Source organism: Algoriphagus boritolerans DSM 17298 = JCM 18970 (assembly GCF_900108085.1).
Lineage (GTDB): Bacteria > Bacteroidota > Bacteroidia > Cytophagales > Cyclobacteriaceae > Algoriphagus > Algoriphagus boritolerans.
The window spans coordinates 30,856-52,086 of the sequence record NZ_FNVR01000021.1; the positions used below are offsets into that span (position 1 = coordinate 30,856).

The window sequence follows — 21,231 nt, forward strand, 5'->3', positions numbered from 1 at the left end:
GTAAAATTATTTTGTGGGCTTACCTTTGCATCCACAATCGCTCAAAGAACGTTTTGAGCAATGACAATAAGCGAGAGTAGCTCAGCTGGTAGAGCACGACCTTGCCAAGGTCGGGGTCGCGAGTTCGAATCTCGTCTCCCGCTCCATGAAGCCCTTGAAAAAGGGCTTTGTCATTTCAGGGCATTTTAATAGAATGTGACTGAGGCTCTACAGAAGAGTAGAGTAAGCCGGGATGGTGGAATAGGTAGACACGCAAGACTTAAAATCTTGTGAGAGCAATCTCGTACGGGTTCGATTCCCGTTCCTGGTACGAAAGCCTCGCCTCGATACCCATCGGGGTGGGGCTTTTTGCTTTTTAAACAAAAAAACCAGGTTAATCACTCAAATCGGTTCTGCTTCGTCCTAAGGTTGGTCTTTTATTTTTCCAATATCCCTTTTAAATCCGCGGGAGAGTAGCCGACAGATTTTAGCGTCTTATGATCCCCTTCTCGGAATACTAAGTACAAATCTCCTTCTTTTTCATAAAAACAGGGAGTCCCCTTACTCTCGTAATGCTTGACTGTGGCCGTTGCTTCTTCCTCGGAAGTGCAGGCCTTGCTCATATTGGATCGCTGAACTTCATCAAAAAGTGCTTTGAATTTCTCACCCAGTCCAAATTCCAAGATCGCTCCGGATAGTACATATTGCAGGTCGCATAGGGCATCTGCGATTTCGACAAGATCCTTGTTCTCGATAGCATCCTCCAGTTCTTTCAGTTCTTCGGCCAAAAGTGAAATCCGAAGGTTACATCTTGTTTCTGAGGGGATTGTGGGTGTTGGTAATACCGGGTGCTTAAACGTCTCATGAAATAATGCAACTGAGGTAAGCGACTTAGGATCCTGCATAGCAATAGTGATTCTGAATTTAAACCTGAAATAAATGAAAAAGGCCGGATTTTCCGGCCTTTTGGAGTTCAATATTCGCAATATTACCTTTTTCGAAGACTCACTGCAGTTTCTAGGTTTGACTCTATTTTTGAAAAAATTGCAGCGTTCCCATCAGGACTGTTGGGACTGATTTCTATTCTTCCATCATTATTGGAATCGAGAGCGCTTGAGAAGTCTACTCCTGCAAATAGTTTGTCCATTTCAAATACCAGAACGATCTCTGTGTTCTGATCCACCTCTACACCAGTGGAAGTGGAAGATGCTGCGCGAATTACTTTTTCTGATTCGGTCCAGAACTGAGTAATTTTTCCATCAATTTCACCCGCAATCAAAATGGATTTTTGAGACATCGGATCATTTGCATTTGCAGCTGTGTTTTTATACAGCCTGAAAGTCGCTTCAGTGTAATTTCCCTCCGGAGTATTTCCTTCACCAATCAAACTAAATTTTGATTCACCTCCACTGATGAGTACGTTGGATTTCTTGGCGGAGGCTGAATTCTGAAGACCTGCATTCAGGATTGTTTTTAGCGTGAGGTTTCCCAGACTGATTCCGGCTGACAAGTCAGCTTTGGCATAATACTTCATTTCGACGTCCTGTGTGCCTACTGTTAATTGTGAGACAGTAAATGCCCCAACTGTTACTCTTGCATTGGAGAGTGATTCTGATGAATTGGAGGCGGTGGCGGATAGTTTGGCTTGGGTTTGTGGATCTGTGATGATTTCTTCTTCTTTTTCTGAACACGAACTCAAGTAAATTCCTGCTGTCAATGCCAAACTCATTGCAATGACATTTTTCCATACTTTTTTCATAAAACTTCTATTTGGTTTTGCTATAGGTGTTCAATAGCGGTGCCATAAGCCAAAACGGGATTAGAAGTTGAAATTCCATGATGAAAAATAGTAGAAGGGATGTGAACAGTAAAAAAGCGGTAGTTTCAAAGGCAACAAAAAAAACAGGGAATCGACGGATCCCCTGCTTTCCTTATAAAGCGCTGAAAATTAAGAGTTATACTAGTTTTTCATACCGGTCCGACACCGCTTTCCAGTTTACAACATTCCAAAAGGCCGAAACATAATCAGGTCTTCTGTTCTGGTAATTTAAATAATATGCATGTTCCCATACGTCTAATCCCAGGATCGGAGTTCCTTTTACTTCCGCCACATCCATCAAGGGATTGTCCTGATTTGGGGTAGAACTTACCACCAACTTGTTGCTAGAGTCAACAACCAACCAAGCCCAGCCTGAACCGAATCGGGTTTTTGCTGCATTTTCAAATTGGGTCACAAAAGCTTCATAGCTCCCAAAAGAAGCAACAATAGCCGTTAATAACTTTCCTTCAGGTTTTCCTCCCCCTGTTGGTGACATGATGCTCCAGAACAGTTCGTGGTTGTAATGTCCTCCACCGTTGTTTCGCATTTTGACGGAGTATTTTGATATGGAAGATAAAACATCCTCAAGCGGCTTTGAAGTATCCACTCCTTCTTCTTTTGCAGCATCGGCTAGATTGGATGCGTAAGCGGCCGCATGCTTGGTGTAGTGAATTTCCATAGTTTTGGCATCAATAGTTGGTGCCAATGCCGAAAAGGGGTACGGTAAGGGACTTTGGCCAAATCCGGTTGACGAAGAAAACGCAGCAAGATTTCTTGTGTTTTTTGCAAGAAGTTCAGTTACTGAAGCGCCGACTATTCCCATCGTCAAGCCAGCTTTTGCAGTCTGAGCAATGAATGTTCGTCTAGTTAAATTGTAGTTTTTCATCTTTTATAATTTGTTTTCCAGTGGTCACATCTCGCAGCACTTATAAGTATGTGAGGTTTTCCCCCGTGCTCGATTTCATCATTTATAGTTTGTTATCAAATGGTCAGACCTGATGGCTGTCAGGTAGTAGGATTGCTTATGAAATCAATTCCATGTTTCAGAAACCAGGTTTGAGGGCATCTCACTTGATATCATTTGCATCTACAAACAAAATCGTCTGGCCCTAAGTATCGATAATCGTCCGGCTGGATTTTTCCAATATCCATTCGGATTTCTTTATAATCATCTACTTACAAGAATTGAACCAGTTAAATTGCAATTTAGTTGCTCAAAATAAGCATTATCTGACGAAAACGGACTTAGCCATAAGACAATAAGTCTGAATATGTGACAACTTGGTTAAGTTTGTGGCCATGGAGAAGTTTTTGAAAAGGAACTGTAAGAGTTAAACTCATGGAACTTACATTTCATAAATATCAGGGTACCGGTAATGATTTTGTCATGATCGATGACCGTACCGAAGCAGTCGATTTGAGAAATCTTGATCTGGTCAGAAAGCTGTGTGATCGCAAATTTGGAATTGGAGCAGATGGATTGATTGTGATCAGAAATCATGCGGATTTTGACTTTGAAATGATCTATTTCAATGCAGACGGAAGTCAAAGTATGTGTGGAAACGGGGCACGTTGTGCTGTTGCTTTTTCCTCTTATCTGGGAATGATAAACGGAAAAACAAGATTTCTTGCAATTGATGGGCCTCATGAGGCGGTACTGACTGGGGATCAAGTCGAGCTATTGATGGGAGATGTCAAAGAAATCTCTCCGAAGGCGAACGACTTCTTTGTGAATACCGGTTCACCGCATCACATCCGTTTTGTTGACAAGGCAAAGGAATATCCTGTCTTTGAAGAAGGAAAAGCCATCCGAAATGATATAGATTATGCTCCGGGTGGCACAAATGTCAATTTTGTAGAATCGGTGAGCCCAGATGAGATTTTTGTGAGGACTTACGAGCGTGGCGTGGAGGATGAGACACTTTCATGTGGTACGGGAGTGACTGCCGCTGCCCTGGTTTATGGCAACAAACAACAAAAGAGTCACATAAAAATTAATACCCCCGGAGGAAAATTGTCCGTTAAATTTAATTCCAATCCTGATGGCACATTTAGCAAAATTTGGCTAATTGGGCCCGCAGAGCAGGTCTTTTCAGGAAAAATTAACCTTTAATAACCTTATTCAGAATCTGTTTCCGGAGAAGGACCAATTATCAATTCTAACAAAAACGGCTTATTTTTAAGCCCCCAAATGGGAATTTATAGAGAGACATGCTAGATTTTATTGCAAAAGGAATAGCCAAAGTTTTTGGCACCAAGTCCGACCGAGATATTAAAGAATTACTCCCCAAAGTCACCACGATCAATCAAGCTTACAGTGCTTTGAAGGATCTAAGTGATGACGAGCTGAGAGCTAAGACTCAGGAAATTAAGACCATAATCAATGATCGACTCAAACCAATCGATGATAAGATTATTGATATCAAAAGCCAGATAGATGCCCTGCCCACCCAGGCAATTCATCAAAAAGATCAGCTGTTTAATGAAATTGACAAGCTGGAGAAGGAGCGCGATGAGGACTTGGAGAAAGTTCTTGATGAAGTACTTCCGCAGGCGTTTGCCGTGGTGAAAGAAACGGCCAGAAGATTCAAGGAAAATGGTAAACTGGTCGTGTCGGCTACCATGCATGACCGGGAGTTGGCCGCTGTTAAGAAAAATGTGGAAATCCAGGGTGAAAAGGCCATCTGGCATAATAAATGGCTGGCCGCTGGAACAGAAGTCGTATGGGATATGGTACACTACGATGTGCAGCTCATCGGTGGGATGGTGCTTCATAAAGGAAAAATCGCCGAAATGGCTACCGGTGAAGGTAAAACACTGGTTTCCACACTTCCTGCTTTTCTAAATGCACTTGCCGGTCGTGGGGTACATATCGTCACGGTCAATGATTACCTGGCAAAGCGTGACTCCGAATGGAATGCCCCGCTTTTTGAATTCCATGGCTTGACGGTGGATTGCATCGATAAATACCAGCCAAATTCACCCGGAAGAAAGAAAGCCTACGCTTCGGATATTGTCTACGGTACCAATAATGAATTCGGCTTTGATTACCTCAGAGACAATATGGCCCGTGAAGTGGGAGACTTGGTTCAGGGTAAGCACCACTTTGCCATGGTGGATGAGGTTGACTCCGTGTTGATTGATGATGCGAGGACACCCTTGATTATATCCGGTCCGGTGCCGAGGGGTGATGTGCATGAATTCGAGGGAATGAAGCCAAGGGTAGCTGCATTGGTAGATGAGCAGCGAAAACTGGTTCAGGGATTTTTATCGGCTGCCAAAAAGCTGATAGCCGAAGGAAATGAAAAAGAGGGGGGGCTTGCTCTTTTCAGGGCTTTCCGGGGAATGCCCAAGTATAAGCCAACGATCAAATATCTGTCTGAGCCTGGTATTCGGGTGATTCTTCAGAAAACAGAGAATTTTTACCTTCAGGATAATAAGAAAAACATGCCTGAAGCGGACGAGCCGCTACTTTTTACCATTGACGAAAAAACCAACGTTGTCGATTTGACCGATCGTGGTATCGAGACAATGACGACCAAAAATGAAGATCCTACATTCTTTATCCTTCCTGACATCGGTGTCGCAATCGCAGAGTTGGAAAAGTCAGCGGATCTTGATGACAAAGAAAAGCTGATTCGAAAAGAAGAGATTATTAAAGACTATGGTGTTAAAGCCCAGCGGATTCATACGGTAAATCAACTGCTCAAGGCCTATTGCATGTTTGAGCGGGATACAGAATACATTCTGGTTGATGGAAAGGTTAAGATCGTCGATGAGCAAACAGGTCGTGTGATGGAAGGCCGTCGCTACTCCGATGGCTTACACCAGGCAATTGAGGCAAAGGAAAATGTAAAAGTGGAGGACGCTACACAGACCTACGCCACGATTACGCTACAGAACTACTTTAGAATGTACCACAAGCTGGCGGGTATGACTGGCACAGCGGAAACAGAAGCCGGTGAATTTTGGGAAATCTATAAGCTTGACGTAGTTGTCATTCCGACAAATAAACCAATTGTCAGAAAAGACAGCGAGGACATGGTCTACAAGACTGTCCGCGAAAAATTCAATGCGGTCACGGACGAGATCAATAAATTGGTCGCGGCCGGAAGACCGGTTTTGGTGGGTACCACTTCGGTAGAAATCTCCGAAGTACTCAGCAGAATGTTGACCCTCAAAAAGATTCCTCACCAGGTATTGAATGCCAAGCAGCACGCCAGAGAGGCAGATATTGTGGCCGAAGCGGGTAAATCCGGAACCGTGACCATTGCTACTAATATGGCAGGCCGTGGTACGGATATAAAGTTGACGCCAGAATCAAGAAAAGCAGGTGGATTGGCTATTATCGGTACCGAACGTCACGAATCCCGACGTGTGGATCGGCAGCTTCGTGGACGATCCGGTCGTCAGGGGGATGTGGGTTCTTCCCAGTTTTTTGTGTCCTTGGAAGACAGTTTGATGCGACTTTTCGGATCAGAGCGAATCGCAAAACTGATGGACCGAATGGGTCTGGAAGAAGGCGAAGTGATTCAGCACAGTATGATCACCAAGTCCATCGAACGTGCACAGCGCAAAGTCGAGGAAAATAACTTTGGTACTCGAAAGCGACTCCTTGAATACGATGACGTGATGAATTCACAGCGTGAAGTAGTCTACAAGCGAAGAAGAAATGCGCTTAAAGGGGATCGATTGGAATTGGATATCCTAAACATTCTGTTTGATGTCTGTGAAGGTTTGGTGGATATGGGTAAGTCGACCGAAGACGTTGAAAATCTCAGAATGAACATCTTTACCACACTTGGAGTAGATTATCCTATTTCTGAAAATGACCTTAAATCCAAAGATGCAGGTAAGTTGACGCAGGAGCTTTATGCGGTAGCTTTTGAAAACTACACTAAGAAGAACAACCAGATCGCCCAAACAGCCCTTCCCATTCTCAAAAGAGTCTATGAAGAACGAGGAGCAACTGTCAAAGAAATCATGGTTCCGATCTCAGATGGCATCAAACAAATCGGAGTAGTCTGCAATCTTGAAAACACGATACAAACCGAAGGGAGAGAACTAATCCGCTCCATCGAAAAAAATGTCACCCTAGCCATCATCGACCAAAACTGGAAAGAACATCTCCGTGACATGGACGACTTGAAGCAGTCCGTTCAGAATGCTGTTTACGAGCAGAAGGATCCGCTTTTGATCTATAAGTTTGAAGCCTTTGAGATGTTCAAACGTTTTATTGGTAAACTGAACGAGGACATGATTTCCTTCCTTTCCCGAGCAGATCTTCCAAAGCAGGATCCAGCTCAAGTTCAGCAAGCCCAGACGCACCGTGCGCCTGAACCAAAACTTCAGACTTCCAAAGCAGAAGTGGCAAGCTCTTTGAACCCGGGAGCTAATAGAGCTGCTGCCGCAGCTGTCCATGCAGGAAGATCGGCTCAGCAGGTGGTTGCGCCGAGAAAAGTGGAAAAAACCTTCGGTCGAAATGACAAAGTCTCTGTTCAATATACCGACGGGACCAAAAAAAGCGACGTGAAATTTAAAAGTGTAGAGCAGGATATCGCGGAAGGAAAGTGTGTCCTTATTGAAAATTGATATAAAATCGAGCATGACTAAAAAGTCACACACTGGGATGATTATAAACCATGCGAGATTCTCCCGAAGAAAAATCGGGACAGGCTATCTGACCTTTGAAAAAAAAATTATAAACAGATGAAATCGAGACTATTAAAGCAAGACATTGAAAATTAATAGGTTATCCCTTTTATTGATTTATCGCATACGAGATGGGTCTTGTGACCGAGATTTATAATATTAATCAGATGACATGAGAAAAATTTGGGTGATTAGTTTTTTGGTGATCATCAGCAGTTGCAAGATCATTAAACCGAGCGGTGATGGGGGGGCAAGTGCTTATGCCACTTATCAGGAGGATCTGAGTGAATCATTGCCTCAGTATCCGGACTTTCGGGCAGTAACTGAAGATGTCAGCACCCCAAGTTCATCCAGCGCCGTTCAGCCTGTCGATACACAGCTTGACTTGGTTCAAAAAAGACTCGCCGAAAAGAATAAATCAGAACCCTACTTTAGCGGATATACGGTATTGGTTTTTTCAGGAATTGATCGCGATAAAGCCTTTAAAACACAAGATGACCTCAAACTCTATTACCCGGATCTTGCACCTGAAATGCAATATCAACAACCGCGGTATCTGGTAAAAATCGGTCAATTCACCTATAAAATCGAAGCTCAAAAGATCTTTTCGCAGCTTAAGGAACAGTTTCCCACCGCCCGTATCATCCAAGATAGATTTCAGCGGAAAGAATATGCCGCACCAACATCCGATCCAAATGCTCCTAACCAAAATTAAGGCCTTGGCCCAAGCCTATAAAGCAGAAGTTATTGCCAACCGTCGTCATCTTCACGCCAATCCAGAGCTTTCTTTTAAGGAATATAACACTGCGGAATTTGTAGCCGGAAAGCTCCGGGAAATAGGAATCACCGAAATCGAGCAAAAAGCCACTACGGGCTGGTCTGCGCTGATAAAGGGTAAAAATCCTGAGAAAAAGGTAATCGCCCTTCGCGCCGACATGGATGCCTTGCCTATTATCGAGACAAATGATGTGCCTTACAAATCTCAGAATCCAGGTGTAATGCATGCCTGCGGACATGATGCGCACACTGCCTCACTTTTAGGCGCTGCTAAAATTCTTCATGAGGTCAGGGATCAGTTTGAAGGTACGATCAAACTTATATTTCAACCGGGAGAAGAGTTGGTGCCTGGAGGGGCGTCTCTGATGATCAAAGATAAAGTACTGGAAAACCCCCGTCCAAATGGAATCCTGGGACAACATGTCATGCCCTTGATTCCCGCTGGCAAGGTTGGTTTTAGACCGGGTCTCTACATGGCCAGTACGGACGAACTCTATGTGACTGTCAAAGGCAAAGGTGGGCATGGTGCCATGCCGGAGACTTTTATCGATCCGATATTGATCGCAGCTCACATGATCGTGGCCTTACAGCAGATTGTTAGTCGAGTGGCAAATCCAAAAATCCCCTCGGTGCTTTCCTTTGGAAGAGTCGAGGCCCTCGGAGCTACCAATGTAATTCCGAATGAAGTAAAAATCCAGGGAACTTTTAGGACACTGGACGAACCTTGGAGAGCAAAAGCACATGAGAAAATGCTGAAAATTGCACACGGAATCGTAGAAGGTATGGGTGGAGAGCTTGATTTTGAAATTCGAAAAGGGTATCCCTTTCTAAAGAATAATCCCGAACTCACTGCCAGATCTATGGACGCCGCCCGAGAGTACCTGGGCGAAGAGAATGTACTGGACTTGGATATCTGGATGGCTGCTGAGGATTTTGCGTTTTATTCTCAGGAAATTGAAGGGTGCTTTTACCGGCTAGGAACAAGAAATGAGGCCCGGGGAATTACCTCAGGTGTCCATACACCCACCTTCGACATTGAAGAAGATTCGCTGGAGATTGGAGCAGGTTTGATGGCTTGGTTGGCAGTATCTGAGCTTTCTAAAGATTAATGTTTGCATAACGTACCTTTACAAGCGAAGCCCTATCTTCGCTTTTTTAATACCAAAAAATGAAAAATCTTAAATCATTTACCTTCACACTTCTATTTAGTTTGATGATTTCTCAGGCATTTGCCTGGGGTCAGATTGGTCACTACCTCATTGGCTTTATGGCAGAAAAGCAAATGAAAAAGTCCACCAAAAAGAAAGTGGAGGCAGTGCTCTATCCCATGTCTCTGGGACGTAGCGGAACCTGGATGGATGAAATCAGGTCCGACAGAAATTATGATTATGTGAATTCTTGGCATTACTTAAATTCCAAAAACGGAGAATATGACCCGGCGACTCAGGAAGAAGGAGGAGATGCCTTTGAAGCGATCCAACGACTCAAAGCAGAACTGAAAGCTGGGGGACTGGACCCAAAAACCGAATCGGAAAAACTTAAAATGCTTATTCATATGGTGGAGGATATCCATCAGCCCCTGCATGTCGGTACTGGAGACGATCGCGGCGGGAACGACGTGAAAATTGAATTTTTCAACCAACCCACTAATCTTCACGCCCTTTGGGATAGCGGCATGATCGCACGTCAAGGGATGAGCTATACTGAGATTGGGACTGAACTCTATCGAAGGTTGAACCGTGAAATGAAAACCAAATACCGTTCTGCCACTATGGAAGATTGGCTAAAAGAAGCAGTAAGCTATCGCCCGATGGTCTATAATCTACCGGAGAATAAGCGAATCGGCTATCCGTACATGTATGAAAATTACAAAATAGCCGAGGAACGATTGATTGCCGCCAGTGTGAGACTTGCCCAAATTCTGGAAGAGATTTATTAAAACAATGAAATCGAGCATGACGAAGATCGTCACACACTGGGATGATTATAACGCATGCGAGATTCTCCCGAAGAAAAATCGGGACAGGCTATCTGACCATTGAAAAATAAATTATAAACAGATGAAAGGACGCGCTTTTCAGCGCTATTTCGGTCAAGATTAAAGGTTCTCTATAATTATTACTTTGGGAAAAGTGCCAACGGCACAATCCGTAATACCCCGGAATGCAATTCTGGGTTTCAAATGAAATCATTATTTTCAGAGTGCCAACGGCACGATCTGTATCCATTTTTTTACCCCGAAAAGTAGCATTTATGTCAATTCCAAAATCAAAAAAAAATCCATTGGATATCCTACTTGAAATCACCGGCATGATTGTAATCTTGGGTTGTTTTGTTTTTATCGCCTCTAATTATCAAGATTTACCAGATTCTCTTCCTAGGCATTATGGATTAGATGGAGTGCCGGATGCTTATAGTGCAAAGGGAATAATCTGGGTCTTACCAATTGTTGGCTTAATACTTTATATGGTTATTGGGCTAGTAAGTAATGTTCCCAGTATGATCAACATCCCATTCAAGCCAAATCCTGAAAAAGTTGAATTTTACCAAAAAAAGTACTGTAGAATGATTCGTGTACTGAATGTGGTTATGGTATGTATTTTTGCTTTTTTGACCTACCAATCTATACAAATCGGCATCGGAGCTAAATCCCAACTTCCCCAATATTTTTCTTTGGTTGCTATCACATTGCTGTTAGGTATTCCTTTGATTTTTGTAATTCCAGATTTGATAAAAGCCAGGAAACAAAATTGAAATAGTTCGATTTGGATTTTTTGTAATTCTGATGATTTGCCTGCCTCCGCATTTTCGCCTAATTTTCCTGCTATGAAAAAACTCACCGTTTACCTGATTTTGGCTTTTGCGCCAATCTTGACTTTTGCGCAGCAGAAGCTCACCAAAGAGGAACAAAAACTCATCGAACAGATCGATAAAAACTATCAGGAAACCCTAGCACTGCTGGAGGAAGTGATCAACATCAACTCCGGTTCGCTCAACAAAGAAGGCGTTCGGGAGGTCGGTCGGGTATTCGAACGGGAATTTCAAAAAATCGGATTCCAAACCGAATGGGTAGAACTACCAGCCGAGGTCAATCGTGCCGGCCATTTCGTGGCTACGCGAAAGGGAACCAAAGGGAAAAAGCTATTTCTGATCGGGCATTTGGATACCGTATTTGAAAAGGACATGCCCTTTACACCATTCACTTACCTCAATGACAGTACCGCCACTGGACAAGGTGCCAATGACATGAAAGGTGGGGATGTGTTGGTCTTTGCCAGTTTGAAAGCCCTTCATGAGTTGGGATTACTGGATGACCGAACCGTTACGGTGTATTTTATGGGTGATGAAGAAAGTTCTGGAGATAATGTGCTTTCCAGAAAAGACTTTATCGAGCGATCCAAAGCACACGATATTGCTCTAGGTTACGAGACTGCACAAGGATTCAATTCCGTCACTGTTGCACGCCGTGGTGCAAGTGGTTGGACCCTGAAAACTACTGGAAAGCAGAGTCATTCCAGTGGAGTTTTCGGCCAAAATGCAGGCTATGGAGCGATCTATGAAGCCTCTAGAATTCTTGATGAGTTTCGGGAAGCACTGGCTGGAGAAAAATATTTGACCTTCAATCCTGGCCAATTTATAGGTGGCTCGGATATTTCCTATGATCCAATTACCGGTAAAGGGGAGTCACTTGGCAAGACCAATATCGTCGCACGTGAAGCCTTCGTGACCGGAGATCTCCGCTTCCTTGGCGAAGCTCAAAAAGAAGCCGCCCGTGAAAAAATGCGTGAAATCGTATCCAAAAACCTTCACCAAACTGATGCGGAAATAACCTTTACAGACGGAATTCCATCCATGTCTCCTACCGAAAAAAATTACGCACTGGCCAAGATCCTAAATCAAGTCAGCTTGGATATGAATCTTGGTGAAGTGAAACCCGGCGATCCGGGTAGTCGAGGAGCTGCCGATATCGCCTACGTCGCGGATATTCTGCCGGGATTGGATGGATTGGGGGCTTCAGGCACAGGTGCTCATGCTCCTGGAGAGACGATCAACATGAAGCAATTTCCGGATCTCATCAAAAGAAACACGATTTTGCTTTACCGATTGATCCGATAATCTGATGAAGAAATTTTTAACTGCCGCGATTTTGGCAACTTCGGCTTTTTCCTGTCAAGCGCCAAAGCCACAAGAATCAGAGCCTATGAAACCCCAAAAAATAGTTGTTTATCAGGTGTTTACCCGTCTCTTCGGAAATACGAATACCACCAACAAACCCTGGGGAACCAAGGAAGAAAATGGCGTCGGCAAGTTCAACGACTTTACGGATACCGCTTTGGAAGAGATCAAAAAGCTGGGGGTATCGCACATCTGGTATACAGGGGTGCCGCACCATGGCGTGATCGGATCTTTTCCTGAAATCGGAGTCAAATCGGATGATCCCGATGTAATCAAAGGCCGTGCGGGTTCGCCCTATGCCGTACGGGATTACTATCAGGTCAATCCGGATTTGGCGGTGGATGTGACCAAGCGGATGGAAGAGTTTGAGGCGTTGATTGAGCGAACTCACCAACATGGAATGAAGGTGATCATTGATATTGTACCCAACCACGTTTCCAGACATTATGAGGGAAAAAACAATCCGGAAGGAGTTTCTGATTTTGGGGCCAAAGATGACAAATCGGTCGTCTACGCCCGGAACAATAACTTTTACTACATCCCGGGACAAAGTTTTAAAGTGCCTGAAGCTAAGAACAACTATAAGCCACTCGGTGGAGAAAAGCATCCATTTGCCGATGGGAAATTTGAAGAAAATCCAGCCAAATGGACTGGAAATGGTTCAAGAATGTCCCAACCTGATTTCTACGATTGGTATGAGACCGTCAAGATCAACTATGGTGTCAGCCCCGACGGTCAAAAAGATTTTGACGAATTGCCTGCCGATGCAGATTCTTTGGATTGGAAGGCGCACTATGATTTTTGGCAGGGAAAAGATGTACCGGATTCATGGAAAAAATTCCAGGACATCACCCAGTTTTGGTTAGGTAAAGGCATAGATGGGTTTCGGTTTGATATGGCCGAGATGGTGCCGGTAGAATTTTGGTCCTACCTCAATTCCCATATCAAAAACACCAATCCGGAGGCTTTTCTTTTGGCTGAAGTGTACAACCCGACACTTTACCGGGACTATATCCGCAAGGGAAAAATGGATTACCTCTACGACAAGGTGGAGCTTTATGATACCCTGAAGCACATCATCCAAGGTACCGGATCAACAGACCATCTTGTTCCGATTCAGGCCGGAAAAGCGGATATCGAGGAACACATGTTGCACTTTTTGGAAAATCACGACGAACAGCGAATTGCCAGTCCGGAGTTTGCCGGCAATCCCTGGAAAGCCCTACCTGCGATGGTAGTCTCCGCGACGGTCAGCACAGCGCCAATTATGATTTATTTCGGGCAGGAAGTGGGCGAACCCGGAGCTGAAAAGGCCGGATTTGGGGAGCCGAGCCGCACGTCCATTTTTGACTATATTGGAGTACCGCAGCATCAGAAGTGGATGAACGGGGGAAAATTTGACGGAGGACAGCTTTCGGAAAATGAAAAAGCGCTGCGGAACTACTACTCTGAGGTGCTGAACTTCACCCGAAACAGTTCTGCCCTGATGGGTGAATATCTGGAGCTGCACACCTTCAATCGCCATGAAAACTCGGATTATACGGACAAAGTCTTCGCTTTTGCCCGCTGGGACGAAAGCCAAAAGCTAATTGTGGTTACCAACTTCGACCAATTAAAATCGGTGAAAACGACGCTTAAACTTTCCCCGGAACTGCTGAAAGCTTGGAATCTGCAAGTTGGAGAGCGGGAAATTCAGGAAGTGATGTTTGGAAAAAAGAAAACCAAGTTGCGGGTGACTGAGTCTGATGCGGAGATCGATCTGGACTTTGGGCCGCTGGAGTCGGCGGTGTTTGAGATACGATGAGTTTTTCCCGCAGATTTCCGCAGAAAAAGTCACAGATTTTCGCAGATTTCGTTGAAAGGACCCTAGTCAGCGGTTCTGTATTTATTGTTTTTAAGAGGAAATTTGAAAGGGTTTAGAAAATTAAGAAGAAAGGATAAATGCCCCGAAAGAAAAGATCCAATGCTTGGATTTGGATCGCGTTTTTGATTTTTATGGTGGCCATGGGTTCAGGGTATTTGGTTTTTAAATTCCGAAATCAAATTGAGCGTACGATGGGCGACTTCACCAGAAAGGCCCCACCATTCACAGAAGCTTTGAAGTTTGAGCATGTTTTCTCGAATAATCCTGAGGGAATTTTGGGCATCGACGTGTCTGAATATCAGGGGAAAATTGACTTCGCTGGTCTGCAGCTTCAAATTCAAAATAGAAGAATCGACTTTGTCTTCATCCGGGCTACTATGGGAAAAGATGGAATAGATTCGCGGTTTAAGCAGTATTGGGAAGGGTTTCGTCCACTTCCGGTTAAGCGAGGTGCCTATCACTATTATCGTCCCAATGAGAACAGTACCCTGCAGGCCCAGAATTTTATCCAAACAGCCCAACTAAATTCCGGTGACATGATTCCTGTACTGGATATCGAAAAGCACAGCACTATTCAATCCAAGGACAAACTTCGGGAAGGATTGAAAAACTGGTTGAAAATAGTTGAGGCCCACTATGGCCTCAAGCCGATGATTTACACCGGAGATCGGTTTTTCTGGGATGTCCTGCATGATCATGGATTTGATGAATATCCAATATGGGTGGCCAATTACAACCAAATCGTGGAACCGGAAACCGAAGATTGGACCATCTGGCAATTTTCGGAAAAAGGCAGTTTGCCGGGAATTGGAGAGAAAATTGATTTGAATGTGTTGGTCGGGGGAAAAAATAGATTGAATGAGCTTTTGATTCAGTAGGCTAGTTCGTTGCTTGAGGTTTGCAAACTCGAGAAATTATTTAGACAATCTGACCTTAAACCCAAAGTGTATTTTATAGTTTAACCAAGTAGGAGATTATTCAGTTGATTCCAATGCTTTTAAAGAAAAAGATTTTTTTAATCGATCACTTATAAATGTGTTCATTTTAAATTCAAGAATTCCATCACTGTCTCATTACCATTTAATGCCTGTAATGGAATTGGGTTTCTATCATTAAAAACCCGGAGTTCCTCCGCCGAAAGTAAGGTCACAAAACGCTCATCAAATCCGTCCTGATAGGGAATGCGACCGGCATTGAGCCCAAGATAATGTCCAAAGAAATTATAGACCGCTGCCCGTTTGTTTTTCCCATAATCATGACGCTCACCTGGTAGGTGAACATTAGCTGTTCTACTATCTGCCTCATAGGCGGCATACACATTTTGTACATAGGGAAACTCAATTCTTGGCGTGTTCTTAGTCCAATCTCCCCCATCCGAAACCAACAGCATGGGCCTTGGAGCTGCCAAAGCTGCGATTTCCACATTGTTGGTTTGGTGGCTTGCGCTTTTGTGAATCGGCATTCCGCTTTCGCAAGTACAGCCTCCGAAGAAGTAGGCAGAAACCATCACCACGGGAGCGGAAACGGTAATTCTTGGATCCAAAGCAGTAATCAGGATGGTCTGTGTACCTCCTCCGGATTCACCGGTCACGCCGATTCGCTTCGAATCCACATCTGGCCGCGAAATCAGGTAATCGATCACCCGTTGGGAATTGAAGGTTTGGAGCGTGAGGGCGATCGGAATTTTATGGTCCACTTGTTTGGAATCCCCGTAGCCAATCATGTCAAAGGCAAATACCACGGCACCCATTCGGGCAAAAGTAGCACTTCGCTTTTGCATGCTTTCCCCAAAGCGAAGATCCGGACCATGTCCATGCACACTTAGGATTGCAGGACTTTTGGTGAACGGAGCCGGATTAAGCGGGCGGTATAGGTTGCCAGTGATGAAAAATCCGGGGAAGCTTTCGATCGCTATGTTTTCTACGATGTATCCATCCATTTCCCGGGTACTGTGGATGATGGTGTTGAAAGAAGCTGTTCGGGCTGGCATTTGCTCGAGTTTCATGCCATCGATGATGCCCTTTCGGATCACTTTGGCTCGCTTTTCCCAATCTGCTTGGGTGGTCCATTCCAAGGCAGTCTTTTTCATAAAAATGGCTGCCTCATCCTCAGACCAATAGGCACCTTGACACAGTAGGTTTTCCTGAGCAAAAACTCCGCTAATCAACCAAAAGAGAAAATAGAGACTCAAGATTCTTTTCATAAGTATTGGTTTTAAAATTATGGGATGATCATTGCCATTTCATTAGGTTCAGAGTCGGTCTGGTGAGCCTTCTCATGGAGGAAGTCCTCTGAGTTGGCTTCAATGAGTTTCAATAGATCTCTCCAATCCTCACTCACGATTAAAGGAATTATTTCTAACTAAAAGATAGAATTTATTTTAAAAAAATCTGACCTGTCATCAGATTTGTGAAATTTTTGATTTTGGGCCAATCTGCATTGCCTTCCTGGAGGGAGGTTTCCTATTCTCCACTCCCTTCATTTTGTACAAAATGTTTAAAGAAAAGCAAGTCAACTAATTTCAGTTGTATAAAATAACATTAAAATGGAACTGATTTTCAGGCAAATCTGTCATAGGTAAGCCTATGAACTTTTCGATAGGTCAAATACTATAAATTTTAAATCAAAATTGCATGAAAAAAGTAGGCGTTTTAGGGTCGGGTGTTGTGGGAAGAACATTGGCTGATGGATTTGAAAAACGGGGCTATGAGGTAATGCTGGGAACCGGAAACCCGAAAAAACTTTTGGATTGGCAGTCTGGAACGAACGGAAAAGTGGGAAGTTTTGAGAAAGCTGCGGATTTTGGAGATGTCATTGTTCTTGCCGTCAAGGGAACTGCAGCACTTACAATCGTGGAGCAAGTCAAGGTGGGGATCAGTGACAAATTGGTTTTGGATGTGACTAACCCGATCTCTGACGAAAAACCCAAAGATGGTGTGCGTAAATTTTTTACCGGTCCTGATGAATCATTGATGGAAAAACTTCAGGAACTGGTTCCTGAAGCACATTTTGTAAAGGCCTTTAATTACATGGATAGCAAATCCATGGTAAACTCAGCCAAATCCAAGGCGCAGGTCATGAATATCTGTGGAAATGAAGATGCCGCAAAAGCAGAAGCAAAGGAGGTTTTAGCCCAATTTGGATTCAAATCCAAAGACCTTGGAAAAGCTGAATTAGCCCGAGAAATTGAGCAAATGGCCATCGCGCTTTGATTGAGATTCAATCCCGCTGTGTTGAATTTTTAAATCCAGACCTCCAAGTCTGGTTTTTTTATTCCTGCCAATAAATCAGGTTGCTGACGCAATGAGCAGGAAAAATTGATAGATCAACGCAAAAATACAGTTATTTTTTAATGTTAGCTTTGAGGCTTGGATCAAGCAAATGATTCGGGCGATGTTGAATTTCTTTTACTCATACCTATGATTTTACAGATAGTCCTATTGGTTGGCGGATTGATTTTATTGGTCAAAGGAGCCGATTGGTTGGTAGATGGTGCATCCGTTTTAGCCAAGAAAAATAACATTTCTGATTTGGCGATTGGCCTTACCATTGTAGCATTTGGAACCTCAGCGCCGGAGTTGGTGGTCAATGCAGTGGCCGCCTCAGGTAATTATCCCGAGATAGTCTTCGGCAATGTAATCGGTTCCAATAACTTCAATCTATTGGCCATTCTTGGGATTGCAGGGTTGATCACACCCTTGGCAGTTCAATCCAGCACGGTGTGGAAAGAGATTCCATTTTCATTTCTGGCTGCAATTGTCCTGTTCTTTTTGGCAAATAATTACTTTTTAGCAGATCCTGCCCATCTTTCACGCTACGATGGGTTTGTTTTGCTCGGGTTTTTCGGTGCATTTCTATACTATGTAGCTACTCAACTAAAGGTTGATCCAAATACGGATGTCGTTGGGAACAAAGATTATTCTACGTTAAAAATCTGGTTTTTAATTATCGGGGGACTTGTTGGACTGGTAGGCGGAGGAAAACTGGTCGTGGACAATGCTGTTTCTATTGCCCAGGCCTTGGGAGTCAGTGAAAAAATCATCGGACTTACCATCATTGCGGCCGGGACCTCCCTCCCTGAGTTGGCGACTTCGGTGGTAGCAGCGATGAAAAAGAATGCGGATATCGCAATTGGAAACATCGTCGGTTCAAATATTTTCAACATCTTGTTGGTACTTGGAGTAAGTGCTTTGGTTCGTCCACTTGATTTCAACCCGGCATTCAACACGGACCTTTATTTACTTTCTGCAGGCACTATCTTCTTGTTTCTTTCCATGTTTATCGGGAAAAAACAACGTCTCGATAGATGGCAGGCGGCACTTATGTTGGTGATTTTTGTCTCTTATACCACATATTTAGTCATGCTGGAACTTTGATCCCTCAGGTTTGTCTTTTTTAAAAGGTTTCGTAGCTGAAACCTTTTTTTTTGCCATTTGTAAAAATCAGGATGGTTTCGAAGGGCAGAGGTTCTAAATTTCAGGCGGTTGGATTAAAATAATTTTTGATTTAGCCCAGAAACCCAAACCTATGAAGCCTATTTTTAAAAAGAACATCCTGATTCTTTTGTTGTTTTTTCTAAGTATTGCTAATTCCCACGCACAGCAAAATAGAGGAAGAATCAAGGGATCTATCATTGATAAATCAAGCTCAGAACCTCTTCCATTCACCACAATAGGTGTTTTTTCACAAAAAGACAGCTTGGTTGGAGGCGGAATTTCGGATGAAAACGGAAAATTTTCCATCGATTTACCTTTTGGAAGATTCTATGCCTTGATCGAATTTATGGGCTTTGAGGCTCAAAAAACGAATGTTTTCACCCTTAGCAGGGAAAATCAAAACTTGGATCTTGGAGAAATCGGACTTTCCACCACTGCTTCGGACCTCAGTGAAGTGGTGGTCCAAGGTGAAAAAACAATCATGGAGCTTTCCCTGGATAAGCGAATCTTCAATGTCGGTAAAGACTTGGCTAATGCCGGGGGAAATGCCTCGGATATCTTGATGAACTTACCTTCAGTAGCAGTAGACCCCGAAGGAAATGTCCGCCTTCGTGGCTCCGCCAATGTGCGGATTCTGATTGATGGTAAGCCCTCCGGTTTGGTGAGTTTCAAAGGTAGCAGCGGGCTTCGCCAACTTCCTGCCAATATGGTCGAGCGTGTGGAGGTCATCACCAATCCATCAGCACGCTACGAGGCCGAAGGTATGGCTGGGGTGATCAATATCATTCTAAAAAAAGACAGCAAGCAGGGGTTCAATGGTTCCTTTGAGCTGATTGCGGGTTATCCTGTGAATACGGGTTTCACGACCAATCTCAATTACCGACATAAACGAATCAACTGGTTTATCAATTACGGGTTGGCCTATAGACGGACACCGGGTATCAGCGAGCTTTACCAAGAAGTGTACAATCAGGACGGCACCACTTCCATCCTGAGTCAAAACAATTCCATTAGGGTTACTGGCCTGAATAATAACCTACGGGGTGGATTGGATTATTATTTCAATGAAAACAGCATTCTGACGGGCTCTTATCTCTGGAGAAGAAGTGATGTCAGAAGGATCACCGATATACGGTACGAGGATTATCTGAATAGCTTTAATGATTATTTGGGCTACTCGCTGAGACGTCAGGATGAAACAGAAGCAGAGCCCAATAAAGAAGCGATAATTAACTACAAGCGGACTTTTGCGGAGAAAGGGCATGAGTTTGTAGCCTCATTTACCTACCTCAATTATTGGGAGCGATCAGATCAGCTTTTTACGGAAAATGAGTTTTCTACCCAAGGAGAAGAGATTCCTGAAGGATCTTTAGTCCAAACTTCACTGAATGACGAATATGAAAACCAGTATTTGCTTCAAATGGACTATGTAAAACCCTATGCGTCCAAAGGTAAATTGGAGACAGGGTTAAGAACCAGTTTTCGGGAAATGGAAAACGATTACCTCGTCCAGGAACAAAATGAGTCAGGAGATTTTGTGACTCTTCCCGGATTGGATAATATCTTTTTATACAATGAAAACATCTTGGCTGCTTATGGAATCGTAGGGAACGAAACCGGAAAATGGAGTTATCAGGGTGGCTTTCGGGCAGAATACACCGATGTGGAGACCATCTTGGTAGAAACCAACGAAAATAATCCTCGGTCTTACACGAATCTGTTTCCATCGGCTCACTTGACTTACAATTTCACTGAAGAAAATGCTTTTCAACTTAGCTATTCCAAGCGAGTCAGAAGACCGGTCTACAATGACTTGAGTCCCTATGTTACCTTTTCTGATCAGCGGAATTTTTTTAGCGGAAATCCGGATTTGGATCCGGAGTTTACCGATGCTTTTGAACTGGGACATATCAAGTATTTTGAAAAAGCAACCCTGTTTTCCACTGTTTATTTCAGAAATACGGTGGAAAAAATAGAGAGAATCAGAGAGGTTTTAGACAATGGCTTCTCAGTTACAGCTCCGGTTAATTTAACCGGTGAAAAATCCTACGGGGTAGAGTTTAGTGGAGATTATCGGGTTAAAGACTGGTGGAAACTGGATTTTAACGCCAATTTCTTTCACGCAAGAATTGATGCCAGTAACATCGGACGGACAGAATTGATCACGACGTATTCTTGGCTCTTTAGGCAAACTTCAAGATTCACCTTCGGTAAAGGCTGGGACGTCCAAGCCAGAGCCAATTATGAAGCTCGCCAAAAAACTGCACAGGGTACCCGAAAGGGAATTTTCTTTATGGATCTCTCTGCCAGCAAACGAATTCTGCAAGACCGGGGAACCTTGGTTTTGAATGTAACAGATGTATTTAATACCAGAATTAACCGGGAAATCATAGAGGGCTTCAACTTCTTCACAGATAGGGAGGCTCAAATGATCCGAAGACAAACAAACCTTACCTTCGCTTATCGAATCAAGCAATAAACCCTCAATTGAAGCAAAAGAGAACCATATCTTGTGATTTTCTTTCGTT

General features: G+C 43.6%; 16 protein-coding genes and 2 tRNA genes. 14 read left to right on the forward strand and 4 right to left on the reverse strand.

Translation table 11 applies throughout. The annotated features are described in order from the left end of the window. The first annotated feature begins 70 nt into the window (after positions 1-70). Both C4S61_RS15790 and C4S61_RS15795 read left to right on the forward strand, forming a co-directional pair. Positions 71-146: transfer RNA gene (locus C4S61_RS15790), tRNA-Gly, on the forward strand. A gap of 80 nt (positions 147-226) precedes the next feature. Next, positions 227-310: transfer RNA gene (locus C4S61_RS15795), tRNA-Leu, on the forward strand. Positions 311-416: 106 nt separating this feature from the next. On the opposite strand, the gene C4S61_RS15800 is transcribed toward C4S61_RS15795, so the two are convergent. The 3 genes from C4S61_RS15800 to C4S61_RS15810 form a co-directional block, all read right to left on the reverse strand. Next, entirely contained in the window at positions 417-884 is a 468-nt protein-coding gene (locus tag C4S61_RS15800) for a pyrophosphohydrolase domain-containing protein (RefSeq protein ID WP_103925808.1), read from the reverse strand. Positions 885-967: 83 nt separating this feature from the next. Further along, on the reverse strand, positions 968-1,738 hold the full coding sequence (locus C4S61_RS15805) for a hypothetical protein (RefSeq protein ID WP_103925777.1): 771 nt from the start codon (positions 1,736-1,738) through the stop codon (positions 968-970). A gap of 196 nt (positions 1,739-1,934) precedes the next feature. Then, complete coding sequence (locus C4S61_RS15810; protein ID WP_103925778.1) at positions 1,935-2,684, reverse strand: superoxide dismutase; 750 nt, start codon at positions 2,682-2,684, stop codon at positions 1,935-1,937. 453 nt (positions 2,685-3,137) lie between these two features. Here C4S61_RS15810 and dapF point away from each other — a divergent pair, with 453 nt between their 5' ends. From dapF to C4S61_RS15855, 9 genes are all read left to right on the forward strand, one after another. Further along, entirely contained in the window at positions 3,138-3,911 is a 774-nt protein-coding gene (gene dapF / locus C4S61_RS15815; RefSeq protein ID WP_103925779.1) for a diaminopimelate epimerase, read from the forward strand. Positions 3,912-4,009: 98 nt separating this feature from the next. Then, positions 4,010-7,390: a preprotein translocase subunit SecA gene (gene secA / locus C4S61_RS15820; protein WP_103925780.1), complete on the forward strand. Its 3,381-nt coding sequence runs from the start codon at positions 4,010-4,012 to the stop codon at positions 7,388-7,390. Positions 7,391-7,622: 232 nt separating this feature from the next. Beyond that, positions 7,623-8,165 (forward strand): hypothetical protein, encoded by a 543-nt coding sequence (locus C4S61_RS15825; protein WP_103925781.1) that lies wholly within the window; start codon positions 7,623-7,625, stop codon positions 8,163-8,165. After that, the gene (locus C4S61_RS15830; RefSeq protein ID WP_103925782.1) at positions 8,146-9,336 is read left to right on the forward strand and encodes a M20 metallopeptidase family protein; all 1,191 of its coding nucleotides are present in this window, start codon (positions 8,146-8,148) and stop codon (positions 9,334-9,336) included. The genes C4S61_RS15825 and C4S61_RS15830 overlap by 20 nt, the downstream gene beginning before the upstream one ends. A 59-nt stretch (positions 9,337-9,395) precedes the next feature. Further along, positions 9,396-10,166 carry a S1/P1 nuclease gene (locus C4S61_RS15835; protein ID WP_103925783.1) on the forward strand — a complete coding sequence of 257 codons (771 nt, stop codon included), beginning with the start codon at positions 9,396-9,398 and terminating at the stop codon, positions 10,164-10,166. A 224-nt stretch (positions 10,167-10,390) separates the two neighbouring features. After that, positions 10,391-10,981 (forward strand): DUF1648 domain-containing protein, encoded by a 591-nt coding sequence (locus C4S61_RS15840; protein ID WP_103925784.1) that lies wholly within the window; start codon positions 10,391-10,393, stop codon positions 10,979-10,981. Between the two features lie 72 nt (positions 10,982-11,053). Further along, on the forward strand, positions 11,054-12,343 hold the full coding sequence (locus tag C4S61_RS15845; protein WP_103925809.1) for a M20/M25/M40 family metallo-hydrolase: 1,290 nt from the start codon (positions 11,054-11,056) through the stop codon (positions 12,341-12,343). Positions 12,344-12,347: 4 nt separating this feature from the next. Next, on the forward strand, positions 12,348-14,207 hold the full coding sequence (locus tag C4S61_RS15850; protein ID WP_103925785.1) for an alpha-amylase family glycosyl hydrolase: 1,860 nt from the start codon (positions 12,348-12,350) through the stop codon (positions 14,205-14,207). A gap of 137 nt (positions 14,208-14,344) precedes the next feature. Further along, positions 14,345-15,145 carry a GH25 family lysozyme gene (locus C4S61_RS15855; protein WP_103925786.1) on the forward strand — a complete coding sequence of 267 codons (801 nt, stop codon included), beginning with the start codon at positions 14,345-14,347 and terminating at the stop codon, positions 15,143-15,145. A 161-nt stretch (positions 15,146-15,306) separates the two neighbouring features. Here the strand turns inward: C4S61_RS15855 and C4S61_RS15860 are convergent, their stop codons facing one another. Beyond that, positions 15,307-16,470 (reverse strand): alpha/beta hydrolase family protein, encoded by a 1,164-nt coding sequence (locus tag C4S61_RS15860; RefSeq protein ID WP_103925787.1) that lies wholly within the window; start codon positions 16,468-16,470, stop codon positions 15,307-15,309. A 430-nt stretch (positions 16,471-16,900) separates the two neighbouring features. Between C4S61_RS15860 and C4S61_RS15865 the strand changes: the two genes are divergently transcribed. From C4S61_RS15865 to C4S61_RS15875, 3 genes are all read left to right on the forward strand, one after another. Then, a complete protein-coding gene (locus tag C4S61_RS15865; protein ID WP_103925788.1) occupies positions 16,901-17,479 on the forward strand; it encodes an NADPH-dependent F420 reductase in 579 nt (192 codons plus the stop codon). A 207-nt stretch (positions 17,480-17,686) separates the two neighbouring features. After that, positions 17,687-18,643 carry a calcium/sodium antiporter gene (locus C4S61_RS15870; protein ID WP_103925810.1) on the forward strand — a complete coding sequence of 319 codons (957 nt, stop codon included), beginning with the start codon at positions 17,687-17,689 and terminating at the stop codon, positions 18,641-18,643. 151 nt (positions 18,644-18,794) lie between these two features. Then, positions 18,795-21,182, forward strand: coding sequence for an outer membrane beta-barrel family protein (locus tag C4S61_RS15875; protein WP_103925789.1), 2,388 nt, complete (start codon positions 18,795-18,797; stop codon positions 21,180-21,182). Positions 21,183-21,231: the final 49 nt, after the last annotated feature.

Bases quoted from the DNA above. Each gene is read 5' to 3' on its own strand.
- C4S61_RS15850 (WP_103925785.1), top strand. From the start codon at position 12,348: ATGAAGAAATTTTTAACTGCCGCGATTTTGGCAACTTCGGCTTTTTCC.
- C4S61_RS15810 (WP_103925778.1), bottom strand. From the start codon at position 2,684: ATGAAAAACTACAATTTAACTAGACGAACATTCATTGCTCAGACTGCA.
- C4S61_RS15865 (WP_103925788.1), top strand. From the start codon at position 16,901: ATGAAAAAAGTAGGCGTTTTAGGGTCGGGTGTTGTGGGAAGAACATTG.
- C4S61_RS15805 (WP_103925777.1), bottom strand. From the start codon at position 1,738: ATGAAAAAAGTATGGAAAAATGTCATTGCAATGAGTTTGGCATTGACA.
- C4S61_RS15875 (WP_103925789.1), top strand. From the start codon at position 18,795: ATGAAGCCTATTTTTAAAAAGAACATCCTGATTCTTTTGTTGTTTTTT.
- secA (WP_103925780.1), top strand. From the start codon at position 4,010: ATGCTAGATTTTATTGCAAAAGGAATAGCCAAAGTTTTTGGCACCAAG.
- C4S61_RS15855 (WP_103925786.1), top strand. From the start codon at position 14,345: ATGCCCCGAAAGAAAAGATCCAATGCTTGGATTTGGATCGCGTTTTTG.
- C4S61_RS15840 (WP_103925784.1), top strand. From the start codon at position 10,391: ATGCAATTCTGGGTTTCAAATGAAATCATTATTTTCAGAGTGCCAACG.
- C4S61_RS15860 (WP_103925787.1), bottom strand. From the start codon at position 16,470: ATGAAAAGAATCTTGAGTCTCTATTTTCTCTTTTGGTTGATTAGCGGA.
- C4S61_RS15845 (WP_103925809.1), top strand. From the start codon at position 11,054: ATGAAAAAACTCACCGTTTACCTGATTTTGGCTTTTGCGCCAATCTTG.
- dapF (WP_103925779.1), top strand. From the start codon at position 3,138: ATGGAACTTACATTTCATAAATATCAGGGTACCGGTAATGATTTTGTC.
- C4S61_RS15825 (WP_103925781.1), top strand. From the start codon at position 7,623: ATGAGAAAAATTTGGGTGATTAGTTTTTTGGTGATCATCAGCAGTTGC.
- C4S61_RS15830 (WP_103925782.1), top strand. From the start codon at position 8,146: ATGCTCCTAACCAAAATTAAGGCCTTGGCCCAAGCCTATAAAGCAGAA.
- C4S61_RS15870 (WP_103925810.1), top strand. From the start codon at position 17,687: ATGATTTTACAGATAGTCCTATTGGTTGGCGGATTGATTTTATTGGTC.
- C4S61_RS15835 (WP_103925783.1), top strand. From the start codon at position 9,396: ATGAAAAATCTTAAATCATTTACCTTCACACTTCTATTTAGTTTGATG.
- C4S61_RS15800 (WP_103925808.1), bottom strand. From the start codon at position 884: ATGCAGGATCCTAAGTCGCTTACCTCAGTTGCATTATTTCATGAGACG.